Below are 17,988 nucleotides of genomic sequence, written 5' to 3'. Positions count from 1 at the left end.
TTTTCTTCTCCTAGGGGAAGAAGTAAAGAGATTTTAAGTTCATCGAATCATGTAACAGAAAGTGTTGCATTTAACTTTACAACTCAAGGCTTTTTTACTATGAAAATTAGCTTTAAAATGCACTTGCTTAAAGTGCTTCTGTCTTGTATAATTAATTGATGTGAGTATTATCAAAATAATACTCTCCTTGCTCTATTCAATAGAGCCATTAGACCATAAGGAGGTGCAAGTGATGAGCCAATCAACAAAGTATGAAATCTTATATATCATCCGTCCTGATTTAAACGACGATGAAAAGAAAGAGTTAGTTGAACGTTTTGACGGTATTTTAACTGACAACGGTACAACAATCGAAGAATCAGCCGATTGGGGTAAACGTCGCTTAGCATATGAAATTAATGATTACCGTGAAGGTGTATATCATTTAATTCATGCTACAGCAAACGATTCTCGTGGAATCGATGAATTCGACCGTTTAGCTCGTATCAATCGCGGTATCTTACGTCATTTAATTACACGCGTTGAAGAATAATGTTTCACGTGAAACACTAGGAGGATAATCTAATGAATTCTGTTCAATTGGTCGGCCGATTAACAAGAGAGGTAGATTTAAAATTTACTCAATCAGGCATAGCTGTGGGAACATTTACATTAGCAGTCAATCGTAATTTCACAAACCAACAAGGTGAACGGGAAGCAGACTTTATTAATTGTGTCATTTGGCGCAAGTCTGCGGAAAATTTTGCGAATTTTACTCGTAAAGGTTCACAAGTCGGTGTTGAAGGACGAATTCAAACGCGTAATTATGAGAATCAACAAGGACAACGTGTTTATGTTACCGAAGTTGTAGTGGAACAGTTCCACTTATTAGAACCAAAATCTGTGACTGAACAACGTCCACGTGGAGAATCTCAAAATAATTCTTACAATCAAAATCAAAATTTCAACTCATCTTATCAAAATAATTACGGTAACTCATCTAATCAATTCAATGCAAACAATAATGCATCAAATTCAAATCAATATAATCCTTCATTTGATCAATCACCATTCAGTGGATATGATCAAGGTGAAGCCATTGATATTTCTGAAGATGATTTACCATTTTAATAAGAAGTTCGTTTAAATATTTAAGGAGGAATTCACATGGCACAACGTCGTGGTGGAAGACGCAGAAGAAAAGTATGTTATTTCTGCGCTAATAAAATTGACCATGTAGACTATAAAAATGTTGAGCTATTGAACCGTTTCGTATCTGAAAAAGGTAAAATCTTACCTCGTCGCGTTACGGGAACATGTGCAAAACATCAACGTACATTAACTACAGCAATTAAACGTGCACGTATGATTGCATTATTACCATTTGTAGTTCAAGACTAATTAGAATGAAAGAGCTAACCTCAGTGTTAGTTCTTTTTTTGTTTCACGTGAAACATTATACCAATCATGGCTAAACATTGAATTATATGATAAAATAAGCGATATACATTGAAGGAAAGAGGTGAAGTATGTTAGATAAGGATCGTATTAAACAATTTATGAAATTATTTCATTCTTTAGAGATTGGTTGGCAAGTTTATAGTATAACGATAATTTATTTACTAATAACATTCGCTGCACTATTTCTTCGCTGGCAAATTGGTCTTATGCTTCTATTCTTACTAATTATTACATTTTTTGTTTTATACTTTAACTATGAGAATATTATTCGTAATTTAAATTTAATTGCGAATCAACTTTCAACCGATGTTAAAAATGCCCAGGAAGATTCAATTTATCGTGCGCCGATAGGTGTCCTACTTTATAATCCCTCGGATCACCGAATCAAATGGATTAATCCAATGATGCAACATATGTTAGGGGATAAAGATTTGGTGGGCACGGTCATGGATGAAATTGATGAAAAATTTGTCGACTTATTATCTGGAGATGACAAGCAATGGCAAATTATGAATTATCGTAATCATTCCTATAAAGTACTTCATCAAAAAGAGTCGAATGCACTCTATTTAATGGATGTGACAGAGGAAGTAGATATTCGTAATTTAAGAAAAGTAGACCGAACGGTTTTTGGTTACTTATTCCTAGATGATTACAATGAAATTGTTGAATCAATGGATGATAAGCAATCGACAACGTTTGACTCAGAGGTTATTACAGATATTAATTATTGGGCTAAAGAATATGGTATATATATGAAGCGAATTGATGATGAAAAATTCATTCTTCTCCTTAACCAATATGTTTTAGAACAACTAGAGAAAGACCGTTTCAAATACTACGATACACTGCGTGAGAAGTATTTAACGCGTAATACTCCACTTTCATTTAGTATCGGAATTGCCTATCCTGAAGAAGATTTGTATTCAATTGATGAATTAGCCATCCAGGCGCAAGCAAATTTAGATTTAGCGCTAGGACGCGGGGGCGATCAAGTCGTAGTCCGGTCGAAAAGTGAGCGTGCACGTTTCTATGGTGGTAAAACAGATCAAAGTCAGAAACGAACCAATATCCGTTCAAGATTAGTCTACCAAGGGTTAAAAACATCGATTACTCATGCGGATAATATTATTATCGGTGGGCATCGTACTCCTGACTTACATTCAATTGGTTCAGCATTGGGACTATATCGAATTTGCAAAATCTTAAAGAAACCGACTTATATTGTCGTTAATGAAGAAGATTTTAATAAAGACGTTCGAAAATTACTTGAGATGGAGCAAGCGGCAGGACTATGGGATGCTGAAATATTAGTCGATATTGACCATGCTAAACAAGTCGCAACAAAAAATTCATTAGTTGTAATGGTTGACCATCATCGCCCAAGCTTAAGTGAAGTCGAGCCGTTGATTGGTAAATATGATACGGTGATTATTGACCATCACCGTCGTGGTGAAGAATTTCCAGAAGGACCGGTACTCACTTATATTGAACCGTACGCATCATCAACAAGTGAGATGATTACGGAATTCTTTATTAATATGCGTAATACGACGGAATCATTGAATGAATTTGAAGCAACGGCATTATTAGCGGGTGTAATTGTAGATACGAATAACTTTACCAATCGAACAGGGTCAAGAACTTTTGATGTGGCAAGTTATTTAAAATCACGTGGTGCCGATTCTGGACAAATTCAACGGATTATGCGAGAAAATCTAGCTCATATGCTGCAACGTAGTGAAATGTTGGAAAAAACTCAAATGATTGAAGGAAAATATGCGGTTATCGTGGCGGATAATGATATTATTATTGATAATGTTACTGCGGCTCAATCAGCAGATTTCCTTCTTGAAGTGGAAGATGTTGAAGCTTCCTTTGTTATCTACCGACGTACAGAAAATACTGTAGGTATTAGTGCGCGAAGTCTCGGTGAAGAAAATGTTCAAACAATTATGGAACGTCTCGGTGGCGGCGGTCATTTATCCAATGCGGCTACCCAAATCGAAGGTGTAACAACACAAGAAGCGTACAACCAGTTGTTTGACCAGTTAATTGATCAATCTCAAGGAGGTTAGGAAATGAAAGTTATTCTATTACAAGATGTACGTAAGCAAGGTAAAAAAGGCGATGTAATTGAAGTAAGTCCAGGTTATGGTCGTAATTATTTAATTAAAAATAATCTGGCTAAAGAAGCGGACGCAGCTGCCTTAAATAAACTAAAATCTCAACAAAAAGCAAATGCACGTAAAGCAGAAGAGGAACACCAAGAAGCATTACTAGTACAAAAAGAAATTAATCGCGAAGAATGTGTTGTTACGATTCCGGTTAAGATTGGTGAAGAAGGTCGGGTCTTCGGAACGATTACTTCAAAGCAAATTGCAGAGGAACTTGAAAAACAACATGAAATTCATGTTGATCGCCGTAAAATTCAATTAGATGAGAATTTGGCAGCTGTAGGTGATTACCAAGTACCAATCAAATTGCATCCAGAAGTTACTGCAGAAATTAAAGTTCGCGTTATTGAAGAATAATGATACTAGAAGATGAGTAGGACTGAGTTCCTACTCTTTTTTTATACAAAATGATGTATAATGGGATAGAATATTAAAAGAGGTGAACCGATGGAAAACTTAGAAACAATGAATTACCAATTACCTAATAGTATTGAAGCAGAAAAAGCCGTGCTCGGTTCATTAATGTTGGATTCAGTACAAGTTGGGACGATTCAATCAATTATAACGGATGATGATTTTTATTTAGAAAAGCATCGCAAGATATTCCAAGCGATGGAGCAATTATTTGATCAAGAACGGACGATTGATGTCGTAACTTTGATTGATCTTTTGAGGTCTGTCAATGAGTTAGATAATGTAGGTGGCGAAGAATATATTATAGAATTATGGGAAGAGACGCCATCCGCTGCGAATGCAGATAATTATGCGCAAATTATTAGTGAAAAAGCGCAACTACGTAGCTTGTTCCATGCAGCCGATAAGGTCCGTAATGCTGCAATACAAGAAGGCGATTCAGTAAATAATATTATTGATGAGAGTGAACGATTAATTCTTGCTGTTGGAGAAAATAATCAAAATGATAAACTACGCTCGATTCGCCCACTAATTTCTGAAGCGTTTGAACGAGTCGAAGAATTATCGAAGCTAAAAAAAGACGTTGTTGGCTTACCAACGGGCTATGTTCAATTGGACAAGTTAACAACGGGATTTCATCCTGATCAACTCATTATCATTGCCGCTCGTCCTTCTGTAGGTAAAACGGCATTTGCCTTAAATATTGCACAAAATGTGGCAACCAAACAGAAGGTTCCAGTAGCTATCTTCTCGCTAGAGATGGGTGCTTTGGATTTAGTGAATCGAATTATTTGTGCAGAAGGCAATATCGATGCGACGAACTTACGAACGGGGCAGTTAACGGATAGTGAATGGGATAGTTTTGCCCTTGCTACCAATGTGTTAGCCGATGCACCAATCTATATCGATGATTCACCTGGGATAAAAGTATCTGAAATTCGTGCAAAATGTCGACGATTGAAGCAAGAAAGGGCCGATTTAGGTCTAATTGTAATTGACTACTTGCAACTAATCGATGGAAGTGGCCGAACAGAAAACCGTCAACAAGAAGTTTCTGAAATCTCTCGTCAGTTGAAAAAATTGGCGAAAGAATTAGCAGTTCCTGTGATTGCGCTAAGTCAGCTATCGCGTGGCGTTGAACATCGACAAAATAAACGACCAATGTTAGCGGATATTCGTGAATCCGGATCGATTGAGCAAGATGCTGATATTGTAGCATTTCTCTACCGGGAAGATTACCATCAACAAGATGAAGACGAAGAGTCAACGCCATCGATTGGAGATATGCCGAATAATACGATTGAAGTTATTATCGCCAAGAACCGTGCAGGAGCGCGCGATACGGTGAAGTTATTATTCAAAAAAGAATATAATAAGTTCTCGTCATTAGTTCCATTTGACGAGTCTCAAATTCCCCCTCTCTAATAAATGTTTCACGTGAAACAAAAACCCTCACATTACAAAATGTGAGGTTTTATTTTTAGCGAGGTTATCGATGGTATGGTTCAACATGGACATCAACGTCACTGACACTGAATTTGTATTGCATCAATAATTCAATTTGTTGAGTAATTTGATGAGAATCTTTTACTGACATTTGAGGGTCCACTTCGATTGTCACGTCGAGATAGACTTTGTTGACTGAGATGCGTCCACGAATTTTCGGGACGTCTTTAACTTCAGGTAATTGTTTGATAAATGCTCGATATTGTTTGACAGCATCAGGGTCAAAGCCATCTGTTAAGGTATGGGTACTTTCTAAGAAAATATCGAATGCAGATTTAATAATTAAAATACCTACGAGCAAGGAAATAAGTGCATCCAACCATAAAATATTAACTTGGGATGCGATAATTCCAATAATTGTTGTCGCTGTAATGAGTAAATCATTGCGCATATCGGTTAAGGTTGCTCTAAGTCCAATACTTTGAGTTTTTTGATTTAAATAATGAATATAGCGGTATGCAGTATATAAGAGAATTAAAGATAAAGCTGGAATCCATACCGCTTGGATGGGAACATATTGAAAATCTTGTTGGATGAGTTTTTGACAAGATGAAATAATAATTTGTCCACCCAATAAAATCATAACCAGAGAAACCATAAAACTTGAAATAGATTCATATTTATCATGACCAAAGTAATGATCTTCGTCGATCGGTCGTTGCGAAATTTTTAACCCGATAAAGACTGCGAGTGACGCGATAATATCAGAAAAGTTATTCAATCCATCGGCCATTAAAGCTGTAGAATTAAAGATTACAGCTGCTATAAGTTTACTAGCGGCTAAGATTAAGTACACAATAATACCCACGAATGATCCGCGGGTAGCCGTTGTGTGGTTATTTGGGGTATTATTTTGAAACATGTTATTCACTCCCTATTTGCTTATCGACCAGTAATTGAGTGCATCTTGAATGATAGCTTGCTCATCATGTGGTTGAATACTATGCATTACTTCAGGATTGTCGTTGGAGTCATTGAAGAAGACTTGATGATTTTTGTAGCCTCGAATAATAATAAAGTGGCCAATATCGGTATAAGCTCCTGGACCGAGTGATGCGATGACAACTTCCCCTTCATCTAAAGCTGTCATTGCAGAATAAAAATTATTCCCGTAATTGTATAACTGAAAATCAAAATCTTCAGCAAAACTATGCAAAATATTCCATGAAGTACCTTGGTTATGCAAATAGAACCGATTTTGACTCCAATTAATAATTTCTTGTGGGTTGACATCTTTTTGATCAAAATATGCCTTCACCATGGCTAAGATAGTAATGGCACAGCCGTTTTCTCCTAATTCGCCAGTCCCATCGGTACCGTATTTAATATGACGAAATTCAGGAGATTTTTGAATATAAAGTGGAACATTGTGTTGTGTATCTGAAGCATAAGGTCCATACTTTGCTGGATATTTTGGTAGCGCAATATGCCCCATATATTCCATATCTAGATGATTCGCTCGGATTGCTTCAACAATTTCAGGTTGATGCTCTAACAATTGATCGCCAAAATGTGTTTGAATATAGGACTCAATCGGCTGAAAAGTCCCGGCTTGATCCGCACGATATTGACTGAATAATTGTTCTAGAGTTTCAAGTTCAGAAGATATTTCTTCTACTGTAGAAATATCTTCAGCGAGAGATTCTTCAATTTCTGGCTTTGATTGATTTTCTCCTTCTTCTTCAACCGTTTCATTTTGAGGGATAGTAGTTGCATCAGATGCCATCATCTGATTTACTAACAACCATGTCAGCAAAAATGTAAAAATAATTGAAATAATGGCTATAACGTGATGTTTTCGAGTTAACATGGCGGCCCCCTTTCATTAAATCTCTTTTCAATATACTAAAACCATGAAATGATGTCCACTTCTGTTGCTTTACAATTGGATAAATTAATACAAACATTATATTTCAAAAAGTGTGACAATACTGTGAAGTCAGAAGGAAAATCGGTAAAACTGTGGTACAATATTATTGCATTATCATAGGTATAAAACAATAAAAAATATTAATTATAATATAAAGATGTTTAAATTAGGAGGTACTGAATGACAAAAAGAACACGTGGCTTTGAAGTAATTTCCAAGTATCAAGATGCAAATATTAATCTTCCTGTAAGATCTACTTATCATTCGGCAGGTTATGATATTGAAGCGGCAGAGACTATTACGATTCCGAGTTTATTTAGACAATTTAAAGAGGGAAAATCTGATCGCGATGCATCAAGTTACTTCCCTTCTACCCTGGTTCCAACCGGCCTAAAAGCATATATGTTAGAAGATGAATATCTACAAATTATCAATCGTTCGTCGAATCCTTTGAAGCGCAATCTCGTCCTACCGAATAGTGTTGGAATTATTGATCAAGATTATTACAATAATCCAGATAATGAAGGTCATATTTACGTTCAACTGATTAATTATAGTATGGAAGATATTGTAATTCAAAAAGGCGAACGGATCGCACAAGGTATTTTTACAAAGTACTATGTTACCGATACGGACCATGAAGCTTCTAACAAGCAGCAGCGAACAGGTGGCTTCGGTTCTACTGGAGAATAATCAATCATAGGAGGTCTGTATGGCCAAGAAGAAAGTAATCTATGAATGTTTAGCATGTGGTTATGAATCACCAAGATGGTTAGGAAAATGCCCTAATTGTGGTGCTTGGAACCAGATGGAAGAGCAAATCGATATAGGTTCAGCACAAAAATCACCGATGCATGTGCAGCTCGATGATGCAACGTCCCAAAGAGCGATGACTTTAGATCGGATTGAGTATCGCAAAGAAAGTCGCATGCTCAGTGAATTTGAAGAATTTAACCGAGTGTTAGGTGGCGGGATTGTTGCGGGATCGCTCGTCTTAATTGGTGGTGACCCGGGAATCGGTAAATCCACCCTACTTCTGCAGATTTCAATCCAGTTAGCACAAGGCAAGCGTGTCTTGTATGTGTCTGGGGAAGAAAGTTTATCCCAAATTAAGATGCGTGCAGACCGAATTGCTCTCTCAAGTGATCAATTTTACGTGCTGGCTGAGACAGATTTATCGCTAATTGCGGCAAACATTCAACAATTGGCACCGGATGTCGTCATTATCGATTCGATTCAAACGATGATGATTCCGGATTATCAAGGTAGCGCAGGCTCAGTAGGTCAAATTCGCCAAGCAACTTCGATTTTAATGACCATTGCTAAGACGAATCAGATTGCAACATTTATTGTCGGGCATGTTACTAAAGAAGGAAATATTGCGGGACCGCGTATGTTAGAGCATATGGTAGATACCGTCTTATATTTTGAGGGAGAGCAGCACAACCGTTTCCGGTTACTTCGTGCCGTAAAAAATCGTTTTGGACCGACCAATGAATTGGGTGTCTTTGAAATGGAAGAAGCGGGTCTGAAGGAAGTGGTGAATCCCTCTCAAATATTCCTAGAAGAACGTGTGATTGGTGCAACGGGTTCTGCGATTGTCCCCTCACTTGAAGGAACACGCACCATTTTAGCTGAGATTCAAGTGTTATTAACGCCAACGGTCTACGGTAATGCCCGACGTACGGCGACTGGGATTGATACTGGGCGTATTTCATTATTACTCGCTGTGATGGAGAAACATTGTAATTTATTACTCCAAAATCAAGATGCATTCTTTAAAGTTACTGGAGGAGTACGATTAAATGAACCTGCCATTGACTTAGCCATTGCAATGGGGATTGCTTCAAGTTATTGGAATATTCCACTAGAAGTTAGCGATGTTTTTATCGGTGAGATTGGCTTGACGGGTGAGATTCGTCGGGTTAATCAAATTACGTCACGTATTAAGGAAGCGGCGAAGCTTGGTTTTAAGCGGGTATTCTTGCCCTATACGAACACGCAAGACTTAAAGATCGATGAAAAAATTGAAATCATTCCTGTTAAGACCATTCAAGAAGCTGTTGAAAAAGTCTTTCCAAGTCGAGATCGCCCTTCTAAGCGATCGTAGTTAATTATTATAATTTATATAGGAGGTGTTTGAATGTTTAAACGCGTGATTGTTTTTATTTCAGCAATCATTGGATTAAGTTTCGGGGTTACATTTGGTCCGGCTATTTGGGCACAACTAAACTTGAAGTTATCGACATTATCGAATCCTTATCTTAATGCTTTTATTTTTGGATTATTATTTATTATTGTAGGAACGATTGTCGCCCCATTTATCGAGCGAGTTATCCGTCGGTTGATCGATTCACTCAATCGATTGAGTATTCCAATGTTATTGCTAGGATTATTTGGAATGGGTATTGGACTGATATTAGGTTATTTGTTAGGAATGCCTTTTGTGAACTTAGAGATCCCTTTTATTTCTTCCACGTTACCGTTTGTTTTATCATTTATTTTTGCACTGGTAGGTTACCATACGGCAATGAGTCGACGTGAAGAGTTTATTAATTTCTTCCGTCAAAATGCTTTTCGCACCGCAATCAATGACGAACGCCCTGCTGCAACGCTACCGTCAAATCATCATGTCAATGAAGTCTATCATTCTTATAAAATATTAGATACAAGTGCCATTATTGATGGTAGAATTGTAGATGTCATTGAAACAGGATTTATGGAAGGGATTATTTTAATTCCGAATTTCGTGTTGCAGGAGTTGCAACATATTGCGGATGCTTCGGATTCTTTGAAACGTTCGAAAGGTCGGCGAGGATTAGATATTCTCAATGAACTACAGAAGAATAGTTACTTACCTGTTGAGTTTTATGATAAAGATTTTGAAGATGTCGATGAGGTTGATGCGAAGCTGATTCGCTTAGCAAAATTGGTCGATGGAGCGTTAGTAACGAATGATTATAATTTAAATAAAGTTGCAGAGTTTCAGTCGATTCCAATTTTTAATATTAATGAATTAGCGAATGCGATGAAGCCGGTATTAATCCCAGGCGAACAGTTAGAAGTCTTAGTGATCAAAGCAGGAACGGAGCGTAAGCAAGGTGTTGCTTACTTAAATGATGGAACCATGATTGTTGTTGAAGATGGTCAATATTACTTGAATCAACGTATTCAAGTTGAAGTGACCAGCACCATCCAGACGAATGCTGGGCGAATGATTTTTGCCAAGCCCATCGAAGAATAAGTAGAGTATTATGAATAAAGGAGTAGAGAATCGTGTCAGAAAAAATTAGAGTTAGATATGCGCCAAGTCCAACCGGTGAATTACATATTGGGAATGCTCGAACCGCCCTGTTCAATTATTTATTCGCCCGCCATATGGGAGGAGACTTTATCATTCGTATTGAAGATACGGATACGAAGCGTAACTTGGCTCATGGTGAGCAAAGTCAAATGGATAACTTAACTTGGTTAGGGATTGATTGGGATGAATCTCCAGTTAACCCTGTTGAAAAGTATGCTCCATATCGCCAGTCTGAACGTTTAGATATTTATAATCGGTATATCGATCAATTAATTGAAGAAGGTTATGCTTACAAGTGCTATATGAGTGAGGAAGAGTTAGAAGCTGAACGTGAAGCCCAACGCGCTCGTGGCGAGATGCCACACTATACTGGGCAACATGCGAATTTAACTGAGGAGCAACAAGCTGCTTATGAAGCTGAGGGTCGCATTCCTTCCATTCGAATTCGCGTTCCTGAAGATAAAGTTTATAGCTGGAACGATATTGTCAAAGGTCCAGTGACTTTTGAATCTAAAAATATTTCAGGAGACTGGGTGATCCGTAAAAAAGATGGAATGCCAACTTATAACTTTGCGGTCGTAATTGATGACCACTTAATGGAAATCACGCATGTGCTACGAGGCGATGACCATATTGCGAATACACCTAAACAATTAATGGTCTATGAAGCATTGGGCTGGAAAGCACCAGAATTCGGTCATATGACATTAATCTTTAACGCAGAAACAAATAAAAAGTTAAGTAAACGTGATGGTGGTATCTTACAATTTATCGAACAGTATCGCAATTTAGGTTATTTACCTGAAGCGATCTTTAACTTTATTGCGTTGTTAGGCTGGTCTCCAGTGGGTGAGGAAGAAATCTATTCACCAAGTGAATTAATCAAAATTTTCGATGTAGATCGTTTGTCAACGTCCCCTGCATCCTTTGATCGTAAGAAATTGGAATGGATTAATAATACTTATATGAAAGCTGCGGACTTAGATAAGGTAGTAGAATTATCATTACCACACTTACAAGAAGCAGGTCGTGTGAGCGAAAACCCAAGTTCTGAAGAGATGGATTGGGCTAAAAAATTAGTCTCACTCTACCATAATGAAATGAGCTATGGCGCAGAGATTGTAGAGCTTTCAGAACTCTTCTTCAGAGATCAGTTACATCTTGATCAAGCATCACTCGATGAGTTGGCGGCTGAGACAGCACCAATTGTCATTCAAGCGATTGAAGACAAACTTAGTGCGCTCACTGAAGATGAATTTGTGGCTGAAAATATTAAGCCATTGACCAAAGAAATTCAAAAAGAAACTGGAATTAAAGGACGTGCCCTCTTTATGGCAATTCGAATTGCGGTGAGTGGACAAATGCATGGTCCAGAATTACCGAACTTAATCGAAGTATTAGGTAAAGAAAAAGCACTAGATCACATTAAACAAGTGAAATCAGCCATTGGTATGACTGCTTAGATTGGTTGTAATCGAATGAAACTAAATCAATTAACACGCAATCAAAAACTCTTACTTTTCGTTGTTGGCCTACTCGTAGGCGTTATTCTAAGATTAATCTTAAAATAAATAAATTTCCCTCACTGATCAAAGGTGAGGGAAATTTTTATTACCAACTAATTTTATTGCGAGACATCATTGTATTTTGTCGGACATAGATTGCCGTTTGAACTCCTTTGGTTGCTTGGTCTGGCAGTGGTTCATAAGATTGCTCATGAAGTTCTTCAATCATCTCAATCTTACCCGCTAAGTAATCATTAATACGAAGCGCGACGCCTTCTCCACGTGTTTTCAACATTCCAATACGAAATTCAATTACTTCAAGTCCTTGCGGTTTCGCTTCTGTTAACCATAAATCGCGTCTTGCATCCAGCAACTCGTCTAGAGCGCGATTTAGGAGTGGAATCGTTTCGTTTGCAATGGTTGAGAGCGTTTGATGGTCTTTTGCTTCATACGCTTCACGCAATGTGAGTGGCAAGCGCCAACGTAATTTTAAAGCCCCTACTAATGCTTGATAGTAGTGATTGACTTGTGGGTCCCCTGCTTCTAAAGTTGCAAAGTAATGTTCAAGCTGTGTTAAGTGCTTCGTATAGTCTGTTAATTGATCGAGTTCTTCTGTGTATTGAATAAATAAAGGCATCAATAAATCTTGGAACAATAAATATTTTGAAGGATTCGCATTTAGTGAAGCAGGAATACTGAATTCAGGCAGCAAGTCCGCTTGTTCCTGTTTTAACCAATCTGCTAGGGAAAGCTCTGTATAGAGTCGTAAATGTGCATCGAATTCTTCTTCATTATAGTGTTCATGATATTGCAAGTAAGTATATAACACCGCACCGTAGCGAACGGCATCTTGTGGTGTTTCAGATCCTTCATCTCCCCAACATGTAGCCAATAAATCTTTGACACCATATTTTTTAGCAGCTTCCAGTGCCGGTAAAGTGGTATAGAGTGTCTTACTGTGATGTGGAATCACTCCAGTCCAGCGCCATGCTCCTCCGGCAAAAGCTAAATCGTTCGTAATCGCTTGACGTTCTTTGAATCGTTGATCGTATTCGTCATAATCCGTTCGATAGTAATCCCAATGCATCAGTTGAACCCCAGAAGGGATTTGATAATTTTCGGATTCAACTTTTGAGTATTTAGAGAAGAACATATCATCCCACATAATCGGATTAAATTGATATTTATGACAAATTTGAAGGACATTTTCCAAGTGTGAATGGAGAATTTCAACTTTTGGTTTGAGACCTTGTTCATCAAGATAAGTGCCCCGTCCTAGATTATAGGCTTCATCCATCCCAATGTGGATCTTATCAGTCTTAAAGCATTGACGTAGAGATTGAATCATTTGCTCGATTAAGGTCAATGTTTCAGGACGCCCGACATTCAAGATATCATCAATATCGCCATATTGACGTGTGATATGTTCCCACTCCATAAACTGATTTAAATGAGCGAGTGTTTGGATACAAGGAACGAGTTCAATGCCTAAATCCTCGGCATAAGCATCTAATTCACGAAGTTCATCTTGTGAGTAACGGCCTCGATAAGCTCCAAAGTAAGGTTGTTCAGGGACTTCGTAGACATCTTCCATATAGAGCATTAACCATGTATGCCCCATCGTAGCAAATTGGCGGATGAGTGACTTCAAGTAAGAGACTTTCGGTACACTATTACGTGAGCAGTCTAACATCATCCCGACTTGTCTAAAGTTCTTTTGAATTGTCAGTGACTGGGTATCTTGTTCATTTGCTAACCGTTTCAATAAATACCAGGTAGTGGGTAAATCGGTGGCACTCAGTTCAATTGTATCATTGATGTGTTGAACGGATGATTGGCTGAGCGTCGGATCAATGGTACACTCGAGTGTCTCTCCCGCAGGATCCAACGTTACACCAAGTTCTGATTGAAGGCGCTTAACTTTATCTTTGAGCGAGGCGTCCAAAACATTTAATTGCATGGGTATCGTACTCCTTTAATATGTCCTGTTATTATTATAGAGTCAATGTTAGATAATAATCAATTCAAAAGTTAAATGATAGGATTTTTATCTATGAAAACGATTGATTAATCTCTTATGTAAGGTAAAATAAAAAGTAAGAATAGATATAAAAGAATGGAGCGTTTTTTGTGAAGTTAAATACAAAAATTTTGCATGATTATCCGGTAGTATGTCGATATACTGGAGCATCATCGATTCCAAAGTTCCAAACGTCAACGTTTAACCAAGAAAGTTTATTTGATACAGATCAAGAGTTTACCTATACTCGTTTTGATAATCCAACCGTTCATGCGTTGGACGAAGGTTTCAAGTCATTCTATGGAGCAGAATATGGGTTGTCTTTCGCTTCGGGGATGGCTGCTATCTCAACTGCACTTTTATTATTTGAAGCAGGAGACCATCTAATTTTTCCAATTGAAGTCTACGGCGGAGCGTATCAATTTTCGTCGTCTATCTTGCCGAAGTATGGTATGGAAGTATCATACGTGGATATGTCTGATATATCGAATATTGAGCGTGAAATTAAAGAAAACACCAAATTAATTTATATCGAGACGCCATCGAATCCGTTATTAAAAATTACTGACATCCAAGCGGTCGTAACCTTAGCTAAAAAGCATGACTTAATGACCATTGCGGATAATACTTTTATGTCCTTTATCTACCAAAATCCACTCAACTTAGGCGTAGATATTGTGATGGAAAGTGTGACGAAGTTTATTAACGGTCATAGTGATGTAACGGGTGGTTTATTGGTTACAAATCAAGAAGAGCTCTTTACCCAACTTAAGACATTACAAAAGAACCTCGGTGGTATTTTAGGGGTTGAAGATGCTTGGCTTGTTTTACGTGGTGTTAAGACGATGGGAATTCGGATGGAACGTTCTGTCAGCAACGCACAGACGATTGCAGAATATCTCGAACAACATCCAAAAGTTGAAAAAGTCTACTATCCAGGTCTGAAATCACACACTCACCACGAGATTCAGATGCAACAAGCAACTTCAGGTGGGGCAGTGCTATCTTTCAAGTTGAAAAACAAAGATGCTGTGGATTGTTTTACGCAACATATTCAAATCCCAATTATCGCAGTGAGTTTAGGTGGCGTTGAGTCAATCATCTCTTATCCGACGACGATGTCTCACGCGTGTTTAAGTGAGGAAGAACGGATTGAACAAGGCGTTACGGATAATTTACTTCGTTTCTCAGTAGGAATCGAAGATATCGATGACTTACTAGCTGATTTAGAAGCTGCGTTGAAAGAAATATAGTGAAAATAATTTAAAAATAGTAACAAGTGCTTTAGTTTAATCAGACTGAGGCACTTTTTTACGCTTGTTAAAGTAATCCTTCAAGCTAAAAAGCTGCAGATCCTTGACGGAGTTAGCCTGCAGCTTTTAACGTTAAATTATTTTGTTAATTTGCGTAAATTACGAACGAGTTTAAGGCCTAGTAAAGCAATCGCAATCGCATAAAGATGTGAACTATGACGGTTCCAGTAGTTTTGTACATTGTGGCCGACTTCTGAAGCTGTATCTTGGAAATCATAGGCATAATCACGGCCTGTTTCAACCCAGTCTTGTGCATGACTTCGCCCTGTCTCGAACCATTGGCTAGCTTGCTCTTTGGCTTGTTGGGCTACCTCACTTGCCTCGTCTCGATATTGATTGAACTTATCTTGAGCTTCATGTTTAGCTACTGCTTGTTTGATTTTATTTTGACTGGTGCCATCTTTAACAATGGATTGGATATCTTTGAATTCTTTGCTTAAATCAACCATTCGAATCACTCCTTTATTATAGTACTCCTATTATAGCAAAGAATTTATCTAGCACATAATAGAATTACCTGTAAATATTATCAGAGATTTATTTTTAAGTAAGTTGAATAACGTAGTCGAATTTAGTTATATTTTCTGCTTTTAAATGATGTGAAATTAGTACTACAGTCAAGTTTGATTGTGATAGTACCAAATCTTCAATTTGAAGAGTGGATTGCTCATCTAAATTAGCAGTGGCTTCATCAATAAAAAGGATGGATTTATTTCGTAGTAGGGCACGAGCTACAGCAATACGCTGGAGTTGTCCCCCAGAGAAGTTATTTCCCCCTTCACCAATTAAAGAATTCAATTGGTCAGGAAGCTGGGCAATCAATTGATCCATATTCACCTTTTTTAGGACAGACCAAAGCTGATCATCTGTAAATTGATTACCAAGCGTTAAATTTTCACGCAATGAACGATTAAAGAAGTATGGTTTTTGGTCAATATAAGAAATTTTATTAAATATATATGAAGCACTTAATTGATTTATCTCATGCCCGTCTAAGGTAATAGATCCGGAGTAATCTGTCAGTTTACCCGTTAAGATATTAAGCAAAGTTGATTTTCCAGAGCCACTATCTCCAAGAATAGCGTATTTTTTTCCAGGGTAAATTGTAAAACTTAATTGTTCAAAGACATTTTTTGAACCATAGTTATACGAAAGGTTTTTAATTTTTATCGTTGTATTATCGACTTTAATATTGTGCTCTATAGGATTATTATTCTTCGAGTTGCAGGAATCAATACAATTTAATTTTTGAATGATTGGCGATACGCTATTAAAATTTACTAATGTTTGGCTTAGATTTCCAACTACATTAAAAATTTTAGAAGCTAAATTAGTAGTAGCAACAATGGCTGCTCTTGGAACAATGCCTTGAACTGCCAAATAGGCAGTTAAAACAAAAATAGATACTTGGCTAATCACATTTCCTAACCCACCAAGCAGAGCAACAATAGAAATCATACGATTGTATTGATTTTCATGACTTTTTAAATCATTTGATGCATCAAAGATGGCTCGTTTGAAAAAATTATGCTCTAAAAAAACGTAGAGAGTATCGAATCCTTTTAAAACATCCGATGTATGACTAACAAAACGTTCCCTAGACTGAGCGAGTTGGTAAGCAGCTTGATTCAAATAAGTGTTTACCAGTTTAGGTAATTGTAATAAAATAACAATCGCAATAAGAGTAGAGATAATTAAGGAATAATGGAAAGTTAATAAAGCACCTACTGATAGAATAACTTCAATAGAATCGGCTAAAATATTTATAGCATTTTGGGTTCCTTCGACCTCTATATGATTAATATCATTATTCAACCACGAAACGTAACTAGAAGAATCTGTTTTTTTATAATCCTGGTATTGCAATTTGGATAAGTTATCTGCTAATTGATTTCTTAATTTAAACGATACTCTTTGTTTGAAAATACTTGTGTATCGTAGTTGACAATAAGTAATGATTAAATAAATTAAATATATAATAAAAAGGCGGAGACTTTTCCTTAAAACAATCGATAAATTCATTTGTAGCATACCTTCGACAACTTCAGCTTGAATAAATGCAGTTAAAATTAAAAGAGATTTACAGACTAATATTAGAAAAAATAAAAAAATTATTTCTTTAGGGAATTTTTTTAAAATGTTTTTCACGTTGTTATACGCAGCAGATTAATTAATAATCTGCAACGTAATTTTCACCTCCGCTGAGTTAATTTTAAGTATTATATCAATTAGGATATTTAAAAGTGAATTATGTCGTAAATGACAAAAACCCCTAGGTGATGTGAACCCCAAAAGTTGGAGTTTTATTTAAGCGGCTAATTGAGCGGTATGTTTTCGGTATTCAACTGGAGACATACCGTTCAATTTTTCTTTTATTCGCTGGTTATTATAATAGTTAATATATTTATTTATCTTTTGTTTTAATTGTTCATAAGTCAT

The 17,988-nt window shown here is 37.0% G+C and carries 17 protein-coding genes; 11 read left to right on the top strand and 6 right to left on the bottom strand.

Translation table 11 applies throughout. The features are described 5' to 3' along the window. The first annotated feature begins 232 nt into the window (after nt 1–232). From rpsF to dnaB, 6 genes are all read left to right on the top strand, one after another. Nucleotides 233–532 carry a 30S ribosomal protein S6 gene (gene rpsF, locus CYJ57_RS07275; RefSeq protein ID WP_101954715.1) on the top strand — a complete coding sequence of 100 codons (300 nt, stop codon included), beginning with the start codon at nt 233–235 and terminating at the stop codon, nt 530–532. Between the two features lie 32 nt (nt 533–564). Beyond that, nucleotides 565–1,110, top strand: a complete 546-nt coding sequence (gene ssb / locus CYJ57_RS07270; RefSeq protein WP_101954714.1) for a single-stranded DNA-binding protein — start codon at nt 565–567, stop codon at nt 1,108–1,110. Between the two features lie 36 nt (nt 1,111–1,146). Beyond that, complete coding sequence (rpsR, locus tag CYJ57_RS07265) at nt 1,147–1,380, top strand: 30S ribosomal protein S18 (protein ID WP_006701548.1); 234 nt, start codon at nt 1,147–1,149, stop codon at nt 1,378–1,380. A gap of 128 nt (nt 1,381–1,508) precedes the next feature. Beyond that, nucleotides 1,509–3,518 (top strand): DHH family phosphoesterase, encoded by a 2,010-nt coding sequence (locus CYJ57_RS07260; protein WP_101954713.1) that lies wholly within the window; start codon nt 1,509–1,511, stop codon nt 3,516–3,518. 3 nt (nt 3,519–3,521) lie between these two features. Then, on the top strand, nt 3,522–3,974 hold the full coding sequence (gene rplI, locus CYJ57_RS07255) for a 50S ribosomal protein L9 (RefSeq protein WP_101954712.1): 453 nt from the start codon (nt 3,522–3,524) through the stop codon (nt 3,972–3,974). Nucleotides 3,975–4,064: 90 nt separating this feature from the next. After that, the gene (gene dnaB, locus CYJ57_RS07250; RefSeq protein ID WP_101954711.1) at nt 4,065–5,456 is read left to right on the top strand and encodes a replicative DNA helicase; all 1,392 of its coding nucleotides are present in this window, start codon (nt 4,065–4,067) and stop codon (nt 5,454–5,456) included. Nucleotides 5,457–5,520: 64 nt separating this feature from the next. Here the strand turns inward: dnaB and CYJ57_RS07245 are convergent, their stop codons facing one another. Both CYJ57_RS07245 and CYJ57_RS07240 read right to left on the bottom strand, forming a co-directional pair. Next, nucleotides 5,521–6,399: a cation diffusion facilitator family transporter gene (locus CYJ57_RS07245; RefSeq protein WP_101954710.1), complete on the bottom strand. Its 879-nt coding sequence runs from the start codon at nt 6,397–6,399 to the stop codon at nt 5,521–5,523. 12 nt (nt 6,400–6,411) lie between these two features. Then, on the bottom strand, nt 6,412–7,347 hold the full coding sequence (locus tag CYJ57_RS07240; RefSeq protein ID WP_101954709.1) for a C39 family peptidase: 936 nt from the start codon (nt 7,345–7,347) through the stop codon (nt 6,412–6,414). Between the two features lie 240 nt (nt 7,348–7,587). On the opposite strand from CYJ57_RS07240, the gene CYJ57_RS07235 reads away from it, so the two are divergent. The 4 genes from CYJ57_RS07235 to gltX are packed head-to-tail and all read left to right on the top strand — an operon-like array spanning nt 7,588 to nt 12,174. Continuing rightward, the gene (locus CYJ57_RS07235; RefSeq protein ID WP_006701554.1) at nt 7,588–8,100 is read left to right on the top strand and encodes a dCTP deaminase/dUTPase family protein; all 513 of its coding nucleotides are present in this window, start codon (nt 7,588–7,590) and stop codon (nt 8,098–8,100) included. A 19-nt stretch (nt 8,101–8,119) separates the two neighbouring features. Then, complete coding sequence (gene radA / locus CYJ57_RS07230; protein WP_101954708.1) at nt 8,120–9,517, top strand: DNA repair protein RadA; 1,398 nt, start codon at nt 8,120–8,122, stop codon at nt 9,515–9,517. A 33-nt stretch (nt 9,518–9,550) separates the two neighbouring features. Next, on the top strand, nt 9,551–10,651 hold the full coding sequence (locus CYJ57_RS07225) for a PIN/TRAM domain-containing protein (RefSeq protein WP_101954707.1): 1,101 nt from the start codon (nt 9,551–9,553) through the stop codon (nt 10,649–10,651). Between the two features lie 32 nt (nt 10,652–10,683). Beyond that, nucleotides 10,684–12,174 (top strand): glutamate--tRNA ligase, encoded by a 1,491-nt coding sequence (gltX, locus tag CYJ57_RS07220; RefSeq protein WP_101954706.1) that lies wholly within the window; start codon nt 10,684–10,686, stop codon nt 12,172–12,174. 148 nt (nt 12,175–12,322) lie between these two features. On the opposite strand, the gene CYJ57_RS07215 is transcribed toward gltX, so the two are convergent. Continuing rightward, nucleotides 12,323–14,176 (bottom strand): beta-N-acetylhexosaminidase, encoded by a 1,854-nt coding sequence (locus CYJ57_RS07215; protein ID WP_101954705.1) that lies wholly within the window; start codon nt 14,174–14,176, stop codon nt 12,323–12,325. Nucleotides 14,177–14,346: 170 nt separating this feature from the next. Between CYJ57_RS07215 and CYJ57_RS07210 the strand changes: the two genes are divergently transcribed. Further along, nucleotides 14,347–15,489, top strand: a complete 1,143-nt coding sequence (locus tag CYJ57_RS07210; RefSeq protein WP_101954704.1) for a trans-sulfuration enzyme family protein — start codon at nt 14,347–14,349, stop codon at nt 15,487–15,489. Between the two features lie 137 nt (nt 15,490–15,626). On the opposite strand, the gene CYJ57_RS07205 is transcribed toward CYJ57_RS07210, so the two are convergent. From CYJ57_RS07205 to CYJ57_RS07195, 3 genes are all read right to left on the bottom strand, one after another. Next, complete coding sequence (locus tag CYJ57_RS07205; RefSeq protein ID WP_101954703.1) at nt 15,627–15,998, bottom strand: hypothetical protein; 372 nt, start codon at nt 15,996–15,998, stop codon at nt 15,627–15,629. 94 nt (nt 15,999–16,092) lie between these two features. After that, on the bottom strand, nt 16,093–17,697 hold the full coding sequence (locus CYJ57_RS07200) for an ATP-binding cassette domain-containing protein (protein WP_101954702.1): 1,605 nt from the start codon (nt 17,695–17,697) through the stop codon (nt 16,093–16,095). A 159-nt stretch (nt 17,698–17,856) separates the two neighbouring features. Next, the coding region (locus tag CYJ57_RS07195) for an IS3 family transposase (protein WP_101954701.1) at nt 17,857–17,988 on the bottom strand (132 nt) is incomplete at its 5' end.

It is taken from the genome of Falseniella ignava (assembly GCF_002847645.1).
Classification (GTDB): Bacteria; Bacillota; Bacilli; order Lactobacillales; family Aerococcaceae; genus Falseniella; species Falseniella ignava.
Note: the sequence above shows the minus strand (reverse complement) of the source record. Positions and strands in the feature narration are given on the sequence as shown.

What these genes read in the sequence shown, in the direction of transcription:
- CYJ57_RS07215 (WP_101954705.1), bottom strand. Translation starts at nt 14,176, where the DNA reads ATGCAATTAAATGTTTTGGACGCCTCGCTCAAAGATAAAGTTAAGCGC.
- ssb (WP_101954714.1), top strand. Translation starts at nt 565, where the DNA reads ATGAATTCTGTTCAATTGGTCGGCCGATTAACAAGAGAGGTAGATTTA.
- CYJ57_RS07240 (WP_101954709.1), bottom strand. Translation starts at nt 7,347, where the DNA reads ATGTTAACTCGAAAACATCACGTTATAGCCATTATTTCAATTATTTTT.
- rpsF (WP_101954715.1), top strand. Translation starts at nt 233, where the DNA reads ATGAGCCAATCAACAAAGTATGAAATCTTATATATCATCCGTCCTGAT.
- rpsR (WP_006701548.1), top strand. Translation starts at nt 1,147, where the DNA reads ATGGCACAACGTCGTGGTGGAAGACGCAGAAGAAAAGTATGTTATTTC.
- rplI (WP_101954712.1), top strand. Translation starts at nt 3,522, where the DNA reads ATGAAAGTTATTCTATTACAAGATGTACGTAAGCAAGGTAAAAAAGGC.
- CYJ57_RS07225 (WP_101954707.1), top strand. Translation starts at nt 9,551, where the DNA reads ATGTTTAAACGCGTGATTGTTTTTATTTCAGCAATCATTGGATTAAGT.
- CYJ57_RS07205 (WP_101954703.1), bottom strand. Translation starts at nt 15,998, where the DNA reads ATGGTTGATTTAAGCAAAGAATTCAAAGATATCCAATCCATTGTTAAA.
- radA (WP_101954708.1), top strand. Translation starts at nt 8,120, where the DNA reads ATGGCCAAGAAGAAAGTAATCTATGAATGTTTAGCATGTGGTTATGAA.
- CYJ57_RS07260 (WP_101954713.1), top strand. Translation starts at nt 1,509, where the DNA reads ATGTTAGATAAGGATCGTATTAAACAATTTATGAAATTATTTCATTCT.
- CYJ57_RS07245 (WP_101954710.1), bottom strand. Translation starts at nt 6,399, where the DNA reads ATGTTTCAAAATAATACCCCAAATAACCACACAACGGCTACCCGCGGA.
- CYJ57_RS07235 (WP_006701554.1), top strand. Translation starts at nt 7,588, where the DNA reads ATGACAAAAAGAACACGTGGCTTTGAAGTAATTTCCAAGTATCAAGAT.
- dnaB (WP_101954711.1), top strand. Translation starts at nt 4,065, where the DNA reads ATGGAAAACTTAGAAACAATGAATTACCAATTACCTAATAGTATTGAA.